Origin of the sequence: Terriglobus tenax, assembly GCF_025685395.1 — a bacterium.
GTDB lineage: Bacteria > Acidobacteriota > Terriglobia > Terriglobales > Acidobacteriaceae > Terriglobus > Terriglobus tenax.
The window spans coordinates 2,468,172-2,486,138 of sequence record NZ_JAGSYA010000004.1 but is presented as its reverse complement, the minus strand read 5'-3'; the positions used below and the strand labels follow the sequence as shown (position 1 = coordinate 2,486,138).

General features: G+C 60.7%; 15 protein-coding genes and 1 tRNA gene. 9 read left to right on the top strand and 7 right to left on the bottom strand.

Annotation, left to right across the window (positions count from 1 at the left end):
• Window positions 1-7: 7 nt before the first annotated feature.
• Together OHL13_RS16140 and OHL13_RS16135 are read right to left on the bottom strand one after the other, a co-directional pair.
• Window positions 8-733 carry an SIMPL domain-containing protein gene (locus OHL13_RS16140; protein WP_263411156.1) on the bottom strand — a complete coding sequence of 242 codons (726 nt, stop codon included), beginning with the start codon at window positions 731-733 and terminating at the stop codon, window positions 8-10.
• A 32-nt stretch (window positions 734-765) separates the two neighbouring features.
• Complete coding sequence (locus OHL13_RS16135) at window positions 766-945, bottom strand: hypothetical protein (RefSeq protein WP_263411155.1); 180 nt, start codon at window positions 943-945, stop codon at window positions 766-768.
• An 82-nt stretch (window positions 946-1,027) separates the two neighbouring features.
• Between OHL13_RS16135 and OHL13_RS16130 the strand changes: the two genes are divergently transcribed.
• From OHL13_RS16130 to OHL13_RS16105, 6 genes are all read left to right on the top strand, one after another.
• A complete protein-coding gene (locus OHL13_RS16130; protein WP_263411154.1) occupies window positions 1,028-1,303 on the top strand; it encodes a hypothetical protein in 276 nt (91 codons plus the stop codon).
• A gap of 51 nt (window positions 1,304-1,354) precedes the next feature.
• Window positions 1,355-1,639, top strand: coding sequence for a hypothetical protein (locus OHL13_RS16125; protein WP_263411153.1), 285 nt, complete (start codon window positions 1,355-1,357; stop codon window positions 1,637-1,639).
• 86 nt (window positions 1,640-1,725) lie between these two features.
• On the top strand, window positions 1,726-2,772 hold the full coding sequence (gene moaA / locus OHL13_RS16120) for a GTP 3',8-cyclase MoaA (RefSeq protein ID WP_263411152.1): 1,047 nt from the start codon (window positions 1,726-1,728) through the stop codon (window positions 2,770-2,772).
• Between the two features lie 76 nt (window positions 2,773-2,848).
• A complete protein-coding gene (locus tag OHL13_RS16115) occupies window positions 2,849-3,970 on the top strand; it encodes a sensor domain-containing diguanylate cyclase (protein ID WP_263411151.1) in 1,122 nt (373 codons plus the stop codon).
• A 28-nt stretch (window positions 3,971-3,998) separates the two neighbouring features.
• Entirely contained in the window at window positions 3,999-5,600 is a 1,602-nt protein-coding gene (locus tag OHL13_RS16110) for a PDDEXK family nuclease (protein WP_263411150.1), read from the top strand.
• A 9-nt stretch (window positions 5,601-5,609) separates the two neighbouring features.
• The gene (locus tag OHL13_RS16105) at window positions 5,610-7,514 is read left to right on the top strand and encodes a M61 family metallopeptidase (RefSeq protein ID WP_263411149.1); all 1,905 of its coding nucleotides are present in this window, start codon (window positions 5,610-5,612) and stop codon (window positions 7,512-7,514) included.
• A gap of 54 nt (window positions 7,515-7,568) precedes the next feature.
• Here the strand turns inward: OHL13_RS16105 and OHL13_RS16100 are convergent, their stop codons facing one another.
• On the bottom strand, window positions 7,569-7,775 hold the full coding sequence (locus tag OHL13_RS16100; RefSeq protein WP_263411148.1) for a DUF3565 domain-containing protein: 207 nt from the start codon (window positions 7,773-7,775) through the stop codon (window positions 7,569-7,571).
• A gap of 45 nt (window positions 7,776-7,820) precedes the next feature.
• Here OHL13_RS16100 and OHL13_RS16095 point away from each other — a divergent pair, with 45 nt between their 5' ends.
• Together OHL13_RS16095 and OHL13_RS16090 are read left to right on the top strand one after the other, a co-directional pair.
• Window positions 7,821-8,093: an oxidative damage protection protein gene (locus OHL13_RS16095; protein ID WP_263411147.1), complete on the top strand. Its 273-nt coding sequence runs from the start codon at window positions 7,821-7,823 to the stop codon at window positions 8,091-8,093.
• Window positions 8,094-8,188: 95 nt separating this feature from the next.
• A tRNA-Pro gene (locus OHL13_RS16090) sits at window positions 8,189-8,265 on the top strand.
• A 102-nt stretch (window positions 8,266-8,367) separates the two neighbouring features.
• Here OHL13_RS16090 and OHL13_RS16085 read toward each other — a convergent pair.
• From OHL13_RS16085 to OHL13_RS16070, 4 genes are all read right to left on the bottom strand, one after another.
• Complete coding sequence (locus OHL13_RS16085) at window positions 8,368-8,886, bottom strand: cupin domain-containing protein (RefSeq protein WP_263411146.1); 519 nt, start codon at window positions 8,884-8,886, stop codon at window positions 8,368-8,370.
• 221 nt (window positions 8,887-9,107) lie between these two features.
• Window positions 9,108-10,451 carry an aminotransferase family protein gene (locus tag OHL13_RS16080; protein ID WP_263411145.1) on the bottom strand — a complete coding sequence of 448 codons (1,344 nt, stop codon included), beginning with the start codon at window positions 10,449-10,451 and terminating at the stop codon, window positions 9,108-9,110.
• Window positions 10,452-10,737: 286 nt separating this feature from the next.
• Window positions 10,738-12,288: an OmpA family protein gene (locus OHL13_RS16075; protein ID WP_263411144.1), complete on the bottom strand. Its 1,551-nt coding sequence runs from the start codon at window positions 12,286-12,288 to the stop codon at window positions 10,738-10,740.
• A gap of 125 nt (window positions 12,289-12,413) precedes the next feature.
• On the bottom strand, window positions 12,414-16,472 hold the full coding sequence (locus OHL13_RS16070; RefSeq protein ID WP_263411143.1) for an Ig-like domain repeat protein: 4,059 nt from the start codon (window positions 16,470-16,472) through the stop codon (window positions 12,414-12,416).
• Window positions 16,473-16,877: 405 nt separating this feature from the next.
• Between OHL13_RS16070 and OHL13_RS16065 the strand changes: the two genes are divergently transcribed.
• On the top strand, window positions 16,878-17,945 hold the full coding sequence (locus OHL13_RS16065) for an aldo/keto reductase (RefSeq protein ID WP_263411142.1): 1,068 nt from the start codon (window positions 16,878-16,880) through the stop codon (window positions 17,943-17,945).
• The last annotated feature ends 22 nt before the right edge of the window (window positions 17,946-17,967 follow it).

The window sequence follows — 17,967 nt, the reverse complement described above, 5'->3', positions numbered from 1 at the left end:
GATGAGTTTATTCGATTGCGAAGAGGGCGGTCACGGTGGCCGAACGCTCCACCTTGCGGCCGTTGATGGCCAGGGGCTGAACTTTATCCATGGCAGGTGCAGCGGCAGCCATGCGCATCATCGGGATGGGGTGGGGTGACTGTGGAGCTTCATTGCTGGCGTAGACCAGTGGGCCGAGCTTTGCGTGCAGGGCTTCAGCCATCTGCGCGGCGATGCGCTGGGCATGCGCCAGTGCCTTGGAGGCGGCCTGCGCTTCGAGAGCCGACTCGTCCTTCAACTGCCAGTCGATGGAGCCACTCTGGTTCGCTCCGGCTTTGACGGCGGCATCCAGCACCTTGGCGGCGGTCTCCGGCGAAGTCTTCACACTCCAGGACTGGGTGAGGCGGAAGCGGTTGGCGGCACGGTCAGCCGGGAGCTGCTTGATCTCGTAGTCGTTGAGCGGCGCGAGGTTCTGGTTTTCGCTTTCGATGGCCGTCTTCTCGACTCCGGAGCCGGTCAGTGCCTTCATGATTGCATTGGAGACGCGGGAGCCTTCGGCGTAGGTGGACTGTTCATCGCGGCCCAGCACCTGGAAGCCAATGTGGACGACGGCCAGGTCGGCATCGGTGGTGACCGAGTCCGTGGCGGAGACCGAGATGGTGCGGTTTTCCTTATTGATCTGCAGGGTGGAGGTCTGCGCGAAGGTGGCGACGGAAGCGGAAAGCAAAAGAGCCGCGAATAGGGGGGACTTCATGATTTGTAAACTCCTTACCTGCCCTTGGACGCCTACTTCTCTTTTTCAGAGAGCAGGTCGGCCAGGGTTTCTTTGTGTTTTACTTTGCGACGCTCTGATTTTTCTTTGGGATCGGGCAGAGCGTGGCCGGGAGGAGGAGTGCCGACACGCTCGCGCGCGTTGGCTTTCACCGCCTTGGTTACGGAGAAGGTCTGTTTCTTAGCCTTGGTCATCACAGCCATTCCGTGCTGGTGGTTCCACCAGACACTCGCCGATTATGCAATACTTTGGGTCGCTGCCGGAGGTGGCACAAGCATGGAAGAACGCGATTTTTTCAATGAACGGGCAGAGAACCGGAGCCATACCCTGACGTGTCCGCACTGCGGACAGGCCCTGGAGTACGAATTAAGCTGGCTGGTGCGCCGCAAGAAACCAAGCCTGCAGGGCCGTGCCGACGACCGCGATCGCGCCCGGTTTGCCAAGGCACAGAGCTACATGGTGCTGCGGGATGACATGGTGGGCTGCAAGAATATCCGGTGCCGGAAGCGGTTCGAAGTGCACGGAATCAAGACCATGGCCTTTCTGGACTAGCCAGCTGTGGTTTAATGGAAGGCAAGTAGAATTTTTCAGGAGACAGGAACGATGGCGAACAAGCTGATCCCGGCTGCAGAGCGCAACCTTACCCCGGAAGAGGTGGAGCATCTGGATGCACGCCGCCGCCGCGGGCAGTTGATGGTGGTGATGGGCGTGCAGTGCCTCATCGTGACCGCGCTGTTGACGCTGTGGGTGGGTCAGGATGTGACGTACTCGCCGGGTGCGATTCACCCGATGTTGTACTGGTGCCTGACGACCGGCACCGCCTCGCTGATCTTCCTGCTGAACGGAATTCGCCTCCGCAAGGGCACCGCAGAGTTCCAGAGCTACTAGATTCTGTCCGATTCCGGACAAAAGGCCACCCATTTGGGTGGCCTTTTGCGTCCTATACTGAAATCCCGCTATCTAAAGGCTTCAGTATGTCCACACTGACCATTGCCGAGCTCGAGCAACCCCTGCTACAAACCCAGCAGGACAGGCTGCGGGATAAATTTGGCCGCGCGATTACGGATTTGCGGCTGTCCATTACAGACCGATGCAACTTCCGCTGCGTGTACTGCCGCAGTGGACAGGGCGCTACGCCCGTCCACGAGTTGCCAATGGCGGATTATGCCCGGATCGCTCGCGTCTTTCTGAGCATGGGGGTGGAGAAGATCCGCCTGACCGGCGGCGAACCTCTGCTGCGGAATGACCTGCCCGCCCTGGTGGAAGAGCTATATGCCATGCGGACCATGGATGGCGGGCGGCCCGATATTGCCCTGACAACCAACGGCCACATGCTGGCCGAACTGGCGGAGCCCCTGAAGAAGGCCGGGTTGAGCCGCATTACGGTGAGCATGGACGCGGTGGACCCCGAGATTTTCGCCCGCATTACCCGCGTGCCCCGCAGCTACGATCGCGTGCTGGCAGGCATTCGGGCGGCAAAAGCCGCCGGACTCGCCCCGGTGAAGGTGAACTGCGTGCTGATGCGCGGCTGGAATGACGACCAGGTGGAGCGGTTCGCCGAATTTGCACGCGAAGAGGATGTCGTCGTCCGGTTCATTGAGTTCATGCCGCTGGAGGAGGACAAGGTCTGGTCACGTGACCTGGTGGTGACGTTGGACGAGATTGTAGAGCGGCTGGGTAAGGTAGGCGACATCGTTCCACTGCCCCCGAACTTCGCCAGCGAGACCGCGCGGCGCTATGGCTTTGCCGATGGCCGGGGTGAAATTGGCATCATCGCACCGGTATCGCACCCGTTCTGCGGGCACTGCAGCCGGGTACGTCTGACCTCGGACGGAAAGATCAGGACCTGCCTTTTCTCGCACCTCGACCATGATTTGCATGGAATTATGCGACGTGGTGGAACTGATGAGGACATGGCCGCGTATATCAAGCAGACTGTCGATAAAAAAGAAGAACGGCACCACATCGGCGATGTGGGGTTCATCAAGCCGGCGCGTGCGATGGTCCAGATTGGCGGCTGATTTCTGGCCGTGATTACTTTTGTTTTTAAAGGTTGTTGCAATACTGCGGTAACGTTGCTTCAACGACTACTTCCAGGTGATTCGGCGGCGACAATTCGAAGTCATTGACGGCGGGCAGATGGACCAGGTCCGCGTCTTCCACGATGTGGCGCGTGCGCTGACGTCGCAGTTGGAGCTTGGCGTTATTCTGCGCACCATCATGGACAAGATGGCGCAGTTCTTTGCGCCGGAGCGCTGGTCACTGCTGATGGTGGATGAGAAGGCCAATGAGCTTTACTACGAGATTGCCATTGGTGAAGAGACGGAATACCTGCGCACGCTGCGCCTGAAGATGGGCGAAGGAGTTGCCGGGTGGGTGGCGCAGAGCAACCAGGCGCTGATCGTTCCCAATGTGAGCTCTGATCCGCAGTGGTCTGCCTATGCCAAGCGTCATCCGGAACTGAACATGCAGTCGCTGGCCTGTGTGCCGATTCAGGCGGACGGCAAGGTGCTGGGCGTTATCCAGCTGATGAACTCAAAGCTCGACCTGATGAGCGAGTATTCGGTCACCTTTCTGCGCATTCTGTGCGATTACGCGGCGATTGCCATTCAGAACTCACGGCGCATGGAACTGATCCAGGAGCTGACGATCACCGACGACGTGACCGGGCTGTTCAACGCACGCTACCTGTACAAGGCGCTTGAAGATGAGGTGAAGAAGGGGAAACGCAGCCACTTCAGCCTGATGTTCATGGATATGGACCACTTCAAGGAAGTGAACGACACCCATGGACACCTGGTCGGCAGCCGTCTGCTGGCCGAGGTAGGAAACCTGCTGCAACGCATCTTTGGTACGGCGAATCCTGCGTTCCGCTATGGCGGCGATGAATTTGTTGTGCTGATGCCAGGGCTGGGGAAAGAACGTGCGGTGACACTGGCCCGGACGCTCTACGATGCCGTGGGCGATGCGCGCTTTTTGACCGGGGAAGGCCTCTCGCTGCGGGTACAGGGTAGCCTGGGACTGGCTACCTTCCCGGAAGACGGCGACACGGTGCACTCGATTATCCGCGCGGCAGACACGATGATGTACGAGGTAAAGAACACCACACGCAACAACCTGGCGGTGGTGGGCATGGGCCTGCTGTATGACCGGCCGATGCAGACGCCGACCCAGCGCGATGCGCGCGGCACGGCAATTGGGCAGTCCGTTGTTACATAGAGTTTGTATGGCGGTAATATGAGAATCCATGCCGCCGCAACGAGCTTCTTTCGCGGAACAAGCCGACCCCGAACAAACTGCCAGGCGCATACGCGCCTTTCTTGAAACGCATCCGGAAGCGGCTGTGCTGGAGCATGGCAGTGTGTTGTTTGATCTGCGCGTGTCGCAATGGAACGTACGCGCGGAACATGGCCGCTGTACGCTGCACCTGTGGAACGATGAGCGGAACCTGACGCGACGCGTGCTTGCGATGGAAGAACGCGCAAGCGGATTGCGGCTGAGCGTGCAGCGATTTGGGCAGACGAAGCCGCAGACGCTGGACCTGATGGGGAAGCAGGATCGCCGCGTCCCAACGACGCGCGATGCCGGACGAACGCAGTATTTACGCACACTGGAACGAGTACTGCAGCGCGAATTTCCCGACTGGAAGCCGGTGGGCTTTCGTACAGCCATGGACCTGGAGAAGAGCTTTGGTCCGGCGTATGCCCGCGGAGTCCTGACACACGGCCAGCAGGCGTTGGCCGTGATCGGCGTGGGTCCGGAGGAATCCTCTGCAACGATCGATGGCATTCTGACGCTTGGCATTCTCTGGCTGCAGCACTGCCGGGAGCATGCCGCGGGCAAACATCTCTTCGCAGGTCTGCGGATCGTGGTGCCACGCGGCATGGCCGTGCTGACCCTGGCACGCATGGCGTGGCTGAACCCGCGTATTGCGCAGTGGGAGCTGTATGAACTGGACCCTCGCAGCGAGGATCTGGAGCAGCGCGAACCAGCTGACCACGGCAACCTGAAAACGCGGCTTCTGCATGCCGCGAATGAAGAAGCCGCGCGGGAACGCTTCGCCACGGCCATCGCACAGGTGATGGAACTTGTACCGGAGGAGGGTCACCCGCTGGTGGAACAGCGCCTGCGATCGACCACAGAGATGGCGTTTTTGCTGCATGGGCTGGAGTTTGCACGAGCGGAGATGAACGTCTCCGCGAATTCATTCGCGCATGATGTGCAGATCAGCTTTGGAGCGGGCGTAAATGAAACACGCCTCGACACCACCAACCGGGAGACGCTGCGCACCATGACTGCCGGATTGTTTGCCCGGCGCAAACCTGTGGGTGACAGCAATGATCCGGTGTATCGCATGCAACCGGAGCGATGGATGGAGTCTCGCTTGCGGACGCAGTTGCCGCTGGTGGATGAGGCTCTGCTGCCGGCTCCTGTTTATGCGCAGGTTCCTGCGTTTGCCGCGACCGATCGCGGCATGCTGGATCTATTAGGTGTGACCAAAGATGGCAGGCTTGCGGTGCTGGAGCTTAAAGCCGATGAGGACCTGCATCTGGCACTGCAGGCGCTGGACTACTGGATCCGCGTGCGCTGGCATGCGACGCCACAGGTGCACGAGACCGTGAATCCCCTGCAGCGGCATGGGTATTTCACGGGCATGGTGCTGTCGCGACTGGATCCACTGCTGTATCTCGTTGCTCCAGCACTGCGTATCCATCCGGCGACCGAAGTGGTTCTGCGCCACCTGAAGCCGGAGGTGGAGTGGCAACTGGTAGCGCTGGATGAACATTGGCGCAGCCACATCAAAACCGTCTTTCGCAAGCGTTCTACTCAGAAGAAACAGGAGCACTAGAATTCAGCTATGAAGTTACGTTTTACCGCAGCCACGGTGCTGTTCGCACTCCCTTTGTCCACCTTTGCCGCTGACAAAAAGTCAGCTCCGAAAGCCCTGGAAAGCCCATCGACACCGATCAGGCTCTCCATCGACCTGACCGATTCCTACCGGCACATTGTGCATGGCAGGGAGACGATTCCGGTGACCGCCGGGGCACTGACGCTTGAATATCCGGAGTGGATTCCGGGCACTCATATGCCATCTGGCCCTATCGCTCAGTTTGCGGGCATCTTCTTCACCGCCAATGGCCAGCCGCTGGGCTGGCGCCGCGATGACGTGGATATGTACGCCTTCCACCTGGAAGTTCCTGCAGGCGTAACGGAGATTGAGGCGAAGTTCGACTACCTGGACACGACCACCACGAGTGCGTTTACCAGCAATAACCTTACGGTGCTGGAGTGGAACAACGCCGTACTGTACCCGGCTAAGATTCCGGTGGCGAAGATCAAGGTGACTCCGTCGGTCACGCTGCCCGAGGGCTGGCATGGCGGCGGGGCGCTGGTTCCGGCAGGCACCAGCGGCAACACGACGAACTTTGAGACCACCGACGTGGAAACGCTGGTGGATTCGCCTTACATTGCGGGCAAGTATTTCCACGAGATTCCACTGGCGCCAGAGATTACACCGAAGCACTTTCTGGATGTTGCCGCCGACACGGAAGAGGCCAGCAATCTGCCGAAGGCGACACTGGAGGCACTGAACAAGCTGGTGCGCGAGACAAGGCCGCTGTACAAGAGCTCCCATTATCGCGACTACCACTTTGTGCTGTCGCTGTCGGACAAGATTCGCGGCGAGGGGCTGGAGCATCACCAATCCTCAGACAACGGGGTGGAGCTGGATGGCTACACCAACGCCGGTTTGGCCGTAAGCAATGCGGAACTGCTGCCGCACGAGTTTACCCACTCCTGGAACGGCAAATACCGCCGCCCGGCGCGGCTGTATCAACCGGACTATGCCACGCCGCAGCAGGGCGACCTGCTGTGGGTCTACGAAGGCATGACACAGTACTGGGGCAACCTGCTGGCGGCGCGTGCCGGCTTCTGGACGCCGGAGAGCTATCGGGATGCTCTGGCGTCCTCAGCCGCGTCCCTGGACACCAAACCCGGCCGCCTGTGGCGCAATACCGAGGACACGGCGATAGCGGCGCAGTCGATTCGTGGCGGGTCAGCCGCGTGGGTGAGCTGGCGGCGGTCGCAGGATTACTACCAGGAGGGCGAGTTGATCTGGCTGGATGCGGATACGACGATCCGCAAGCTGACCAACGACCAGAAGTCGCTGAATGACTTTGTAGCGATCTTCCTAGGCGCTGGTGGCGATACGCCGGCGAAGGTACTGCCCTATGAGTTCAACGATGTGGTGAAGGCCCTGAACCAGGTGGTGGCCTATAACTGGGCGAAGTTCCTTAAGGACCGCATCCTGTCACATGGACCGGGTGATCCGTCGATTGAAGCGATTGCGCAGAGCGGCTACAAGCTGGTCTACACCGACACCATGACCCCGTACCTGAAGAGCCTGTACGGTCGTCGCGGAACGGCGACCGCGATGTACTCGCTGGGCTTCAGCGCGAACCGCGAAGGCGTCATCAGCGACGTCTATATCGATTCGCTGGCGTACAAGGCCGGGCTTGGACCGGGCGAGAAGATTGTCGCGGTCAACAGCACGGTCTTCTCAGCAGATGCGCTGTACGGCGCACTGAAAGCGGCCAAGGGCACGGACAAGAAGATTGACCTGCTGGTGGCTATTGGCACCGAGCTGAAGACGGTGTCGTTTGACTACCACGACGGCGAAAAGTATCCGCGGCTGGAGCGCATGGAGGGAGCTCCGGCGTATCTGGACGAGATCATCAAGCCGATGACGGAAGAGACGAAATAAAGCCTAAAAACAGATCCCTTCGCTCAGAATGACAAAAACAAGGAAGGCGTGGAGCTAAAACTCCGCGCCTTCTTCAATTGCATCGCATTTGGTGCAATCGAACTCTTTGCCGATCCACCCGGCATGGCCTTCCTGGGTGAGCACCCAGGGGCGGAGCTGCCAAGGTGGGTCGTGGCGGACGTGGCGGGTATGGCCACAGGCGAGGTCGGCGACCCAGTGATTTTCCTCGTCCTGGTGGAAACCGGTGATAGGGCGAAGCATCTTGTCTTCCAGCGTACCGCGCGGTTCGAAGTAAGATAGAAAGCGATGGCACACATAGTTTTTTGCGCGAAGTACAAGCAGGAGATGGAGGGGCTGTCTGAACCTCCGTTCGATTCCGAACTGGGACAGAAGATCTACAAGACTGTCTCCAACAAGGCCTGGAACGAGTGGCTGGAGCGCCAGAAGATGCTGCTGAACGAGTACCGTCTGCAGCCGTGGACGCCCCAGGCACAGGAGTTCCTGGTGGAGCAGATGAATGACTTCTTCTACGGCTCCGGTGGCGAGCTTCCGAAGGAATACGTAGCGCCGCAGCACTAGAGCGGCGCGCCAGCCCCTTTGGCTGGTGTAAACTTAAGCGACAGCGGGGATAACCCCAGCGCCGCCCGGCGCTACCCGCGGTTGCAATGAGAAGTCGGGACGTGGCTCAGCCTGGTAGAGCGCACCCTTGGGGTGGGTGAGGTCGCTAGTTCGAATCTAGTCGTCCCGACCATTTCTCTTATTTCCCCTTACAACTTGAATATGGATCGCGCCTACGCGCGATAGCCCACATCTGGCGATGAAGCTGCCAGATATGGGCACCCGTTCGTTCTGACTAGTTGGATGTGGCGCTGGTGAGAATGAAGGTGACGCTGGCCTTGGTGACGCGCTTGTGCGGGGTCATGCGGGGGATGAAGATGTAGTCGCCCTTTTTGAGTTCGTGGGCCTTGGCGCCTTCGGAGTCGGGCGCGAGGAATTCGCCGGGCTTGGTTTCCCGCGGGGTCTTGGGGGTTCCGCCGAGGTAGTAGGTGGTTTCGCCGTCGAGGATCTGGAAGATGTGGTCGCGGTGCTGGTGGTATTCAAACTCTGCCGCAGCTTTTGAGACTTCGTTGGTGAGCACCATGGTGATGGGCGTTCCCTTGCCGTCGGCCAGGTCTGTGTTGCCGGGCTTCTTGTGCGCGGCTTCCACCAGAGCGGCTAGTTTTTCCGCGGGGATGGTCTGGACCGGAACGGGAGGCGCGGCAGGAGCCGACTGCGCGGCGGCTTTCTTTGTCAGCAGCGGAGCGGCAGTAAGGCCGAGGGCGGCGGCGGAAGCGGAGCCGAGGAACGAGCGGCGCGAAGTACGTTTCGTCATTGGAACAAAGCCTCTTTTCGAGGATCAGGGTAACAGGTGGGGATGGTGACTATCGAGGCCCATGTCCGAGACATCCGGACATGGGTGCACCCGGTTTGGTGGCTGAGTAGAAACAGATTCCTCCGCTGTCGCTGCGGAATGACAAACAAGAAACAATGCAGGTCCCTCCACTTCGCTACGATTCGGTCGGGATGACAAACAAGAGGAAGAACAGCCAACTGTCAGCCAATCAGAGCGTCGGCGATGGAGAGGTGCTCGTCGAAGGCTGCCAGGGCAAAGTCGATTTCTTCCTTCGTGATGATGAGCGGTGGCGCGATGACGAAGTGGCTCATCCAGGCCTGGAGGAAGATGCCGGAGGCCATCATCCTGGCGGCGATCTGGTCGACGACAAGGGGCTTGCCGTCGAGCTTCTCCTGCCAGGTATTGAAGGGTGTTTTGAGCTTCTGGTCTTTTACCAGCTCGACGGCCCAGAAGAGGCCGAGGCCGCGAACCTCTCCGATGGAGGGATGTTTGGCTTTGAGGGCGTTGAGCTTTTCGCCCATGTAGCTGCCCATCTCCGCGGCGCGGTCGACGAGGTTGAGGCGCTGCATCTCGCGGATGGTGGCGACGGCGGGGCCCAGGGTGAGCGGGTGGGCCTCATATGTATGGCCGTGGGCGAAGAGGTTCTCCTCAAAGAAGTCGGAGATCTTTTGCGAGACAGCGGTGAGGCCGAGCGGCACGTAGGCCGAGGTGATGCCCTTGGCAGTGGTGAGGATATCGGGCTGCACGTCCCAGTGGTTGATGGCGAACCATTTGCCGGTGCGTCCCCAGCCGGCCATGACCTCGTCGGCGATGAGAAGGATGTTGTTCTCGTCGCAGATGCGGCGGAGCTTCTGGTAATAGCCGGGCGGCGGGATAAGGACGCCGTTAGTGCCAACGACGGATTCGCAGAGGACGGCGGCGACATCGCCCTCGTTCCTGATCATGTATTCCAGGTAGTCAGCACAGGCGATGCCGCACTCAGGGTAGGAGTGTTTGAGCGGGCACTTGTAGCAGTTGACCTCTGGCCCGAAGACGACGCCGGGAAGCTTGCTGCGCGGCTCTGACGGCCAGCGGCGGGCGTCGCCGGTGGCGCCCATGGAGGTGGCGGTGGAGCCGTGATACGAACGGTAGCGGCCGATGACCTTGGTCTTGCCGGTATAGAGGCGGGCGATCTTGAGCGCGGCCTCTACCGCCTCCGTTCCAGAGGTGCAGAAGAAAAACTTGGTGAGACCTGCGGGCAGCACCTCCAGCAGAAGCTGGCTGAGTTCGGCGCGCGCGTTGGTGGTGTAAGAGGGCTGGATGTACGCAAGCTCGGCGGCCTGGTCCTGAATGGACTTGATGACGGCCTGGTTGTTATAGCCAAGGTTGACGCACATCAGTTGTGCGGAGAAGTCGAGATAGCGTTTGCCACTGGCGTCCGTGAACCAGCAGCCGTCGCCGCTGACGACGTGCAGGGGGTTCCACTGCTTGCCGCGACGCCATGTGCCGAAGTTGTGCTGCTTGGTGATGTCAACAACTTGCTGCGATGTAAGTGTGTCCGCCATGTGCCTGTGCCCTCGGAAGAACCTATCTTCCATGATCACGAGCGAAGGGGGAAGTACCTTTGTGGGTTTTGGGACGCCGGCGTTGGTTCCTGCGCGGGGAAGACACGTGCCCTGACGAGGTATGTGAGAAGCAGATCCCTTCTGGATGACAAGGAATAAGAAAGGCAAAGGCAACGGCTACAAGGCAGTCCCTCCACTACGCTTTGGTTGGAATAACAAGCAGCAGCAACAACAAAAAGCCCTGCGGCGAACCGCAGGGCTATAGGAGGGCTTGCTGCCGGTTGATCTATTTGCGGGGATTGCGGGGACGGCCGTAGGGCTGTCCGGCGCGCTTGAGGTTGCTCTCGTTGACGACGGTGGTGCCGTCGGTGGTGAAGGTAGCGCCAGCCGGGACCAGCGTGGTTTCAACGCTGCGACCGGAGGCGTTGCCGGTGCGGATCTCGATGCGGGTGGCATCGATACCCTTCTCCTTCGTCAGGTATTCCTTGACGTTGGCGGCACGCTGTTCGGCGGCGGCGGGCTTCTCCTTGCTGTCTCCGTGAGCGACGATTTCGAGCTTCGCATCGGACTCGCGGTTCAGGGTAAGAGCGACGTCATCCAGGCAGCCCTTGGCTTCGTTGTCGACACGCGTGGGACGCTTCTTGTCGCGGTCGAAGGACATGGTGCAGAGGTTGCGGGTCGACGGTGCCGGCGGAGGAGGCGGAGCCAGAACGCTGACCGTCGTAGTAGCGCTGGCAGACTTGCCGAGATCGTCCACCGCGTTGCAGGTAACAGTGATGGTGCCTGCGGATGCACCGGCGCTGGAGAGTGTTGCCGTGGAGGTATTGCCGGTCACCTGTCCGGCGGTGGAGGAATAGGAGTAGGTCAGCGGACGGTTTTGCGGGCTGACGGCGCTGGACGTGATGGTGGAGCTTTCACCCGGGCGAACCGTGCTGGGGCTGGCCGAGCAGGAGATGGTTGGAGGATCAAAGGGCTTGATGGTGAAAGGCGTTTCGCAGGTGGCGTTCTGCCAGGTCTTGCTGCCCTGCAAAACCTTGCCGGTGACGGTATAGTCGCCGGGGGCGAGGCCCTTGGTGTCGATGGTGGCGGTTTCGCCGGAGCCGGTGACGGTGCCGCCGGTGGAGGTCCAAGTATAGAGGGTCTTCTTCTTGGGGTTCAGACCAAGGTTCTGGCTGCTGATGGTGATTGGATCGCCGGAGTAGCCGCTGCGGGGCTGCACGGCGCAGGAGAGGGCCGCGGCCAGCGGCGGCTCAACCGCGCCGAAGCGCAGAACGAGGCCGGAGGAAAGGCGGAAGGCATTCATATCGGCAACACCGCCGGAGGAGCCGGTGATGTTCTGCGGGCCGAAGTCGACGTGTGCGTGCTCGTAGTCTGCCTGGATGGGACGGATAGCGAGGTGATCGCCGAAGCCAGGCAGAAGGTAGTCAAAGCCGCCACCGCCGGTGACTCCCCAACCCCAGGTGCAGGCCTGGAACATGGGCCCACCGATCTTGGCGCCGCCGCCGAGTGCGTGGACGAAGGGAATGAAGCGTCCGTGCTGGAAGCGGGCGATGGGGCCGGCCTGCGCGGTATAGACGCAGTCGTTCGGGCCGTCAGGATGAAGGCCACCTTCTACCTGCACGCCAAGCACGCGATTGAAGTAACCGGCGACGCTGACCACGGCGCCTTTCTTGATTGGCTGGTATTCAAAGCCGCCGATGCTGGTGTTGTACGGATGGAAGTAGGAATAGCCACCAAAGATATCGACGCGGGAGGCAGGATAGTCCGCAGACCCCGTGGGCTTCGCCTGCGCGCCGAGACTGGTTTGCAGACCTGCGAGGCAGAGAAGCAGAAGCATGATTTGGGTGACGAACCTGAGTCGGACTTGCATACGTTCATTCCTCCACTACGGTGTAGTGCAATCGATCTTTTTTGTCCTGGCTGGCGCCGGGGCAGGCAGTGCAGCCCCGGCGCCAGTGGAAGTTACGGCGCGCCGACGGTCAGGAAGACCTGGGTAGACTGCGGCGATGGGCCACCGAGCGTGCTGGTTCCGGTAACCGTGATGGTGTAGGTGCGGTTGGCGGTCGGCGGGCATCCGCAACCGGCAAGGCCGAGGATGATAAAGCTGCAGGCCACGAGCAGGGTGAGCTTGAGTTGGCGGTTGGTGAGCGGCTTACGACGGCGGAAGCCACCGAGCAGGACACCGATACCGCTGAGTTCAAACGGCAGCACGGAGGCGGCTGTAATACCTCGTGCGAGGTAGCTGCCGGTGGATGGCGCTTCGACTTTTGCCAGCGCATCGTTCAGCGTGGTGGTCGTCGTCATGGTGGTGGTGGCCGTGCTGCCGGCGGTCAGGTTCACGGTGCCCTGCGCGAAGGTGCAACCGGCATCAGCCGGAAGTCCAGCGCAGCTGAGCGCCACCGGACCGAAGAAGCCGCCCGTCGAGGTGACGGTGACCTGCCAGGTGGTGGAGCCTGCCCCGCGGATAATCTGCGTGGAAGGCGAGGCCGTGATAGTGAAGCTGCCGGGTGAAACGGTCATCACCTGAGTGAGCGAAGCCGTGCTTCCAGTGAAGCCGGCGCTGGCTCCGTAGGTTGCCGAGATAGCGTGGCTACCTGCGGTGAGCGACGTGGTGGTGTAGGTGGCCTGGCCTGAAGCGTTCACCGCACTGGTGCCAAGCACCGTGGAGCCGTCACGGAAGGTGACATTGCCGATGGTGACCGCTCCCAGGGTGGAGGAGACGGTAGCCGTGAAGGTAACCGAGGTCGTAACCGGAACCGGCGTACCGGAAGTGGCGATGGTAGTCACCGTGGGTACAGCGGTGACCGTCAGCGTTCCCGGCGTATTGGTCACAGCATAGTTGCTGAGGCTGGTGCCCGCACCCGCTGTCAGCGTAGCCGTGATGGGGTAGCTACCGACCGGGCTGGTGATCGTGGCCGTGGTGGCGTAGGCGACATTGACGGTCTCACCTGGGACAACACCAGTGATGGTGCCGGTCAGCGCCGGATTCGGCGTGCCGTAGGTGCGGGTCTTGCTGTCGACCACCACCGTGATCGGTGCCGGTGTGACGGTAAGCGGCACCGTTCCCGTGGCGGGCGAGTAGTTCGCGTCACCCGAGTAGCTGATAAGCACCGTGTAGGTACCGACAGGCAGCGTGGTGGCAGGGGCGTTGCAGGTGTTGGTGGCGCCAAGCGTTCCGTTCAGCGTGCAGGTAGTAACACCGTTGACGCTGAAGGTGACGGTGCCGGTTGGCGCAGTTCCGGAGAAGGTCGCCGTAACGATCTGCAGGAAAGGCTGGCGGTAGACCTCGGTCTCCGCTGGAGCACCGCCTGCGGCGATGACAAGGGGAAGACCGCTGGCGGCATTACCGGTCAGCGTGATAATTCCCGGCGTATTGTAGGCATTGCTGGGAGCGGTGAGCGTCGCGGTCTTCGCTCCGGCGGTTGTGGGCTCGAAGATGAATCCGAGATCGCAGGTTCCGCCTGAGGTGATGGAAGCTCCGCAGGTGCTGGAAGAAGAAAGCACATCAAACTCTGCCGTGTCCCCTGTGAAGGATCCAGCGCCCGTCTGACTGAGAGCATCCGTACCCGTGTTCCAGAAGGTTGCGGACTTTGCGGGCGAGGTCTGGTTGAGCAGCACGGTTCCGAAGTTGATGGTTGGCGCGGGATAGGTGATCTTGCGGATGGCATTGTTGCCGCCTTCCACGATGAAGACATTCCCGGAACCATCGACAGCAACACTGCGCGGGCTGTTGATGGTGGCCGTATTGGCGGGGCCGCCGTCGCCTGTGGAGGTAGCATTGCCATCGCCAATCAGCGTGGCCAGCGTGGTCGTGGCGCTGGAGGCGGCGAAGACGACATACACACGGTTCGCATCCCGGTCAGCGATGTAAACATCACCCGCCGCATCGATCGCGATGGAGGATGGGTTCACCAGGCCGGTGCCGAGAGCGCTGCCTGCCGTGGTTGTTGTGGTGGTTCCGTTGCCTGCAATTGCGTAGATAACACCGGAGCGATCGATGGCATAGACACGATGTCCACCGCCATCGGCAACGTAGACAACACCGTTGCGGTCGACGTGAACATCTGTCGGATTGACGAAGAGCGCGTTGGCTGCGGGAACTCCGTTTGCCGCGGGATCAGAGCCGCTGCCAGCGATGACGAGCTGCGTACCGGAGGCATAGATCTTGATGAGGTTATGCACCGCGCCGCCCTGCGAGACGTACAGATTGCCGAAGCCGTCCACAGCGATGGCAACCGGTGTAGCCAGGCCGGTGAGGTAGTTAAGATTAGTGGAGCCATCGGCACCGAAGCGGCTGACGCGGCCAGCGACCTGATCGGTGACGTAGAAATTGCCGGCGGCATCCCGGATAACGCCGCTGGGAGTGTCGAGCCCCGTGCCTGCGGCGACGATGGTCTGCAGGGTGTTGCTGCTGGCGACGATCTCGCGGACATCTGCGGTAGCTGCACCCGTTCCCTGCTCGACGAAGTAGGCGTTGCCGTCAATGTCCGTGGCGATAGAGACCGGATTGGCGAGGCTGCTGGCTACCGTGTTGACGACACCGGGGAAGAACTGCAGGCCTGCGCCGGTTGCCGTGCCCTGCAGGCCGACCGTGACGCGGGTTCCGGAGACAGAGTCTAGAACCGTGAGCGGCGCGTAGCGGGCGCCGGGACGTGTGGGATTGAAGGAAACAAAGACCTGGCAAGTCGTAGGAGGATTACCCGCCGTGGCAGCGGAAAGCGGGCCGGTGCAGGTGTTGGAAACGATGCTGTAGTCCGTGCCGGCTGCGACGGAGAGGTTGGAGTTCTGATTGACATTGAAGGTCACACCCTGCGCCGAAGAGGTCGCCGAAACGGGTGTGCTGGAGAATACGTTGTTGGGCGAGAGCTTCCGCAGAATGTGGTTGGCGCTGTCTGCCAGGATGAAGTTGTTGGATGCATCGACAGAGATACCAAGCGGGGCGTTGAAGGGAATGGTCTGCGCGCCGGCGCCGTCCTGCGTCGTGTCATACCCGCCCGAGGCATTGCTGGGCAGACCGCCCGCCTCGGTCAGTGCACCTGTCAACGGGGAGAAGCTCCTGAGCCGGTTGCTGTCGGTGATGATCAGGACCTGAGTTTGCGAAAGGGCAATGCCGTAGGGCGCGATGAGCGCGGTAGTGGCAGAGCCGGTGCTGTCATTGGTGCACTGTCCAACCACCGTCTGCTGCGTCGTCATGCCGGCGATCTTACGGACGCACTGGTTGCCCGTGTCTGCAATGTAGAGATCGTTGGCCGCGTTGATGACAAGGCCGTTGGGAGTATTGAGCGTGATTCCATTGGTGACGCCCGTGCAGGTAAGCGGAACGAGGACAGAAGGAGCGCCCGCCATGATGCAGAGATTGATGGCCGGATCACCTGCGGCATGGCGCAGCACCTGCTGCGCTGGCAGCACGGTATTGGAGACGGAGATGTAGAGATTGCTGGCTGCATCCAGCGCAAGACCGGAGGGAGAAGGCGTCTGTGAAAGAGCGGGCGTGCTGGTGCAGACACCGGCAACGGTGACGAGGTTTGCGGTGCCAAGCTGCGTATCGGGCAGGAGGCGGACGCAGTTGTGACCACTGTCCGCAATGTAGAGGTCGCCGTTCGGAGCGAGCGCGATACCGGTAGGACTGAGCAGACCCTGCGTTGGATCGGGCGTCGCATTACTGGCGGTATTGCAGGTATCGCCCTGACCGGTGACAGTAAGACCGACGACCGTGGAGACATTGCCCGCGCTGTCAATCTTACGGACGCAGTTGCTGGCCGTGTCTGAGAAGAACATGACGCCGGCTTTATCGAAAGCGACGTAATTCGGCGTGTTCAATGCGACGGTGGTGGCCGGGCCAAAGTCCTGGTTGAAGAGCTGAGACCCCGAACTGTCAGTACCGGCGGATTTGGCTGCGCTCAGGGTGAGGGATACGGCTTGCGCCTGCACATGTACTGTTGCAAAAACGGGGACAAGTGCTAAGGCTGCGATAGCAACCAGGTGTGTGATGGTTAGCACCAGACGGTGAAGACTCTTCATCGTGCGACTCCTGCCAGACCAAGGCATCTAGCGGCCAGACGCGGGCCGAATGGGGGAATGCCAGTGCAGGCGTCTTACTACAGACTGCACCAGGACCCACACCACCTATGTGTGTACGCACTGAGAAAAAGCCGGGTTATATCGCTCGCAACGAACGGAGCAGGAACCAAGACGCGCGCAGACCACATGGGGAGTGAGGTCTTACGAAATGCAAAAGCAAAATGGGGAAACCAAAAAACTCGTGCCGGCACTTACTACTAACCACCGACAGTGAAATAAGTTGCATAGTTTTCTTCTGCGGTTGTATCTCTTCAAAAAAATTGCGGCGGCTTGTGCGTAACATATGTCCCTTCCTGGGTGGCTGTGTGGCCTTTGCATGCGATACCGTTCTGCTGGGAGGCAACGATGAAGCTGACGGAATACATCACGCTTGGACGTTCTGGATTGCGCGTAAGTCCTTGCAGTCTGGGCACCATGACGTTTGGCAACGACAATTGGGGATCAAGCGACGAGGTTGCCCGCAATGTCTTCACGCGCTACGTGGAGCAGGGAGGTAACTTCCTGGATACCGCTGACGGCTATGGCGCAGGTAAGAGCGAGTTGCTAATCGGCGGGATGCTCCGTGAGCAGAAGCTGCGCGACCGCGTGGTGCTGGCCACCAAGTTCACCTTCGGTGTGGAGGAAGGCAATCCAAACTCCGGCGGCAATGGCCGCAAAAGCATGCATCGCGCGCTGGAAGCATCGCTGAAGCGGCTGCAGACGGACTACATTGACCTGTACTGGATGCATGCGTGGGATGGTGTGACGCCGGTGGAAGAGGTGGTGGAGTCACTGACCGACCTGGTGCGTGCAGGCAAGATCCGCTACTACGGCTTCAGCGATGTGCCGGCCTGGTACCTGGCGCGTGCGGTCACTCTGGCGGAGTGCCGCGGCATGGCGCGGCCGGTTGCGTTGCAACTGGAGTACTCGCTGGTGGTGCGGTCCATCGAGCGCGAGCATGTACCGGCAGCGCTGGAGATGGGTGTCGGCATCTGTCCGTGGAGTCCGCTGGCAAGCGGCTTCCTGGCCGGCAAGTACACGCGCGAGGCGACAGGGAAGAATGACGGGAACAACCGTTTGAATACGCTCGCAGGGACAAGTAATCCGGTCTTCCAGAAGTTCACGGAAAAGAACTGGGCGACGCTGGAGGTTGTGCAGACTGCAGCGAAGGAACTGGGTGTGAACGCGGCCCAGGTCTCGCTGGCGTGGGCGATGGCACAACCGGGGATTACCTCCACCATTCTGGGGGCGCGAACGGTGGCGCAGCTTGACGATAACCTGGCGGCGCTGGAGTTCACATTGCCGCAGGAAATTCTGAAGAAGCTGGATGAGGTGAGTGCGCTTGAAAATATTCACCCCTACATGTTTTTTGGGGGCGAGTTATTGCGGCGGATCAATGCCGGAACGAACGTGCGCAAGTGGCGGCCGGTGTAGTGCCGGCCATGGCCTTGCGTGC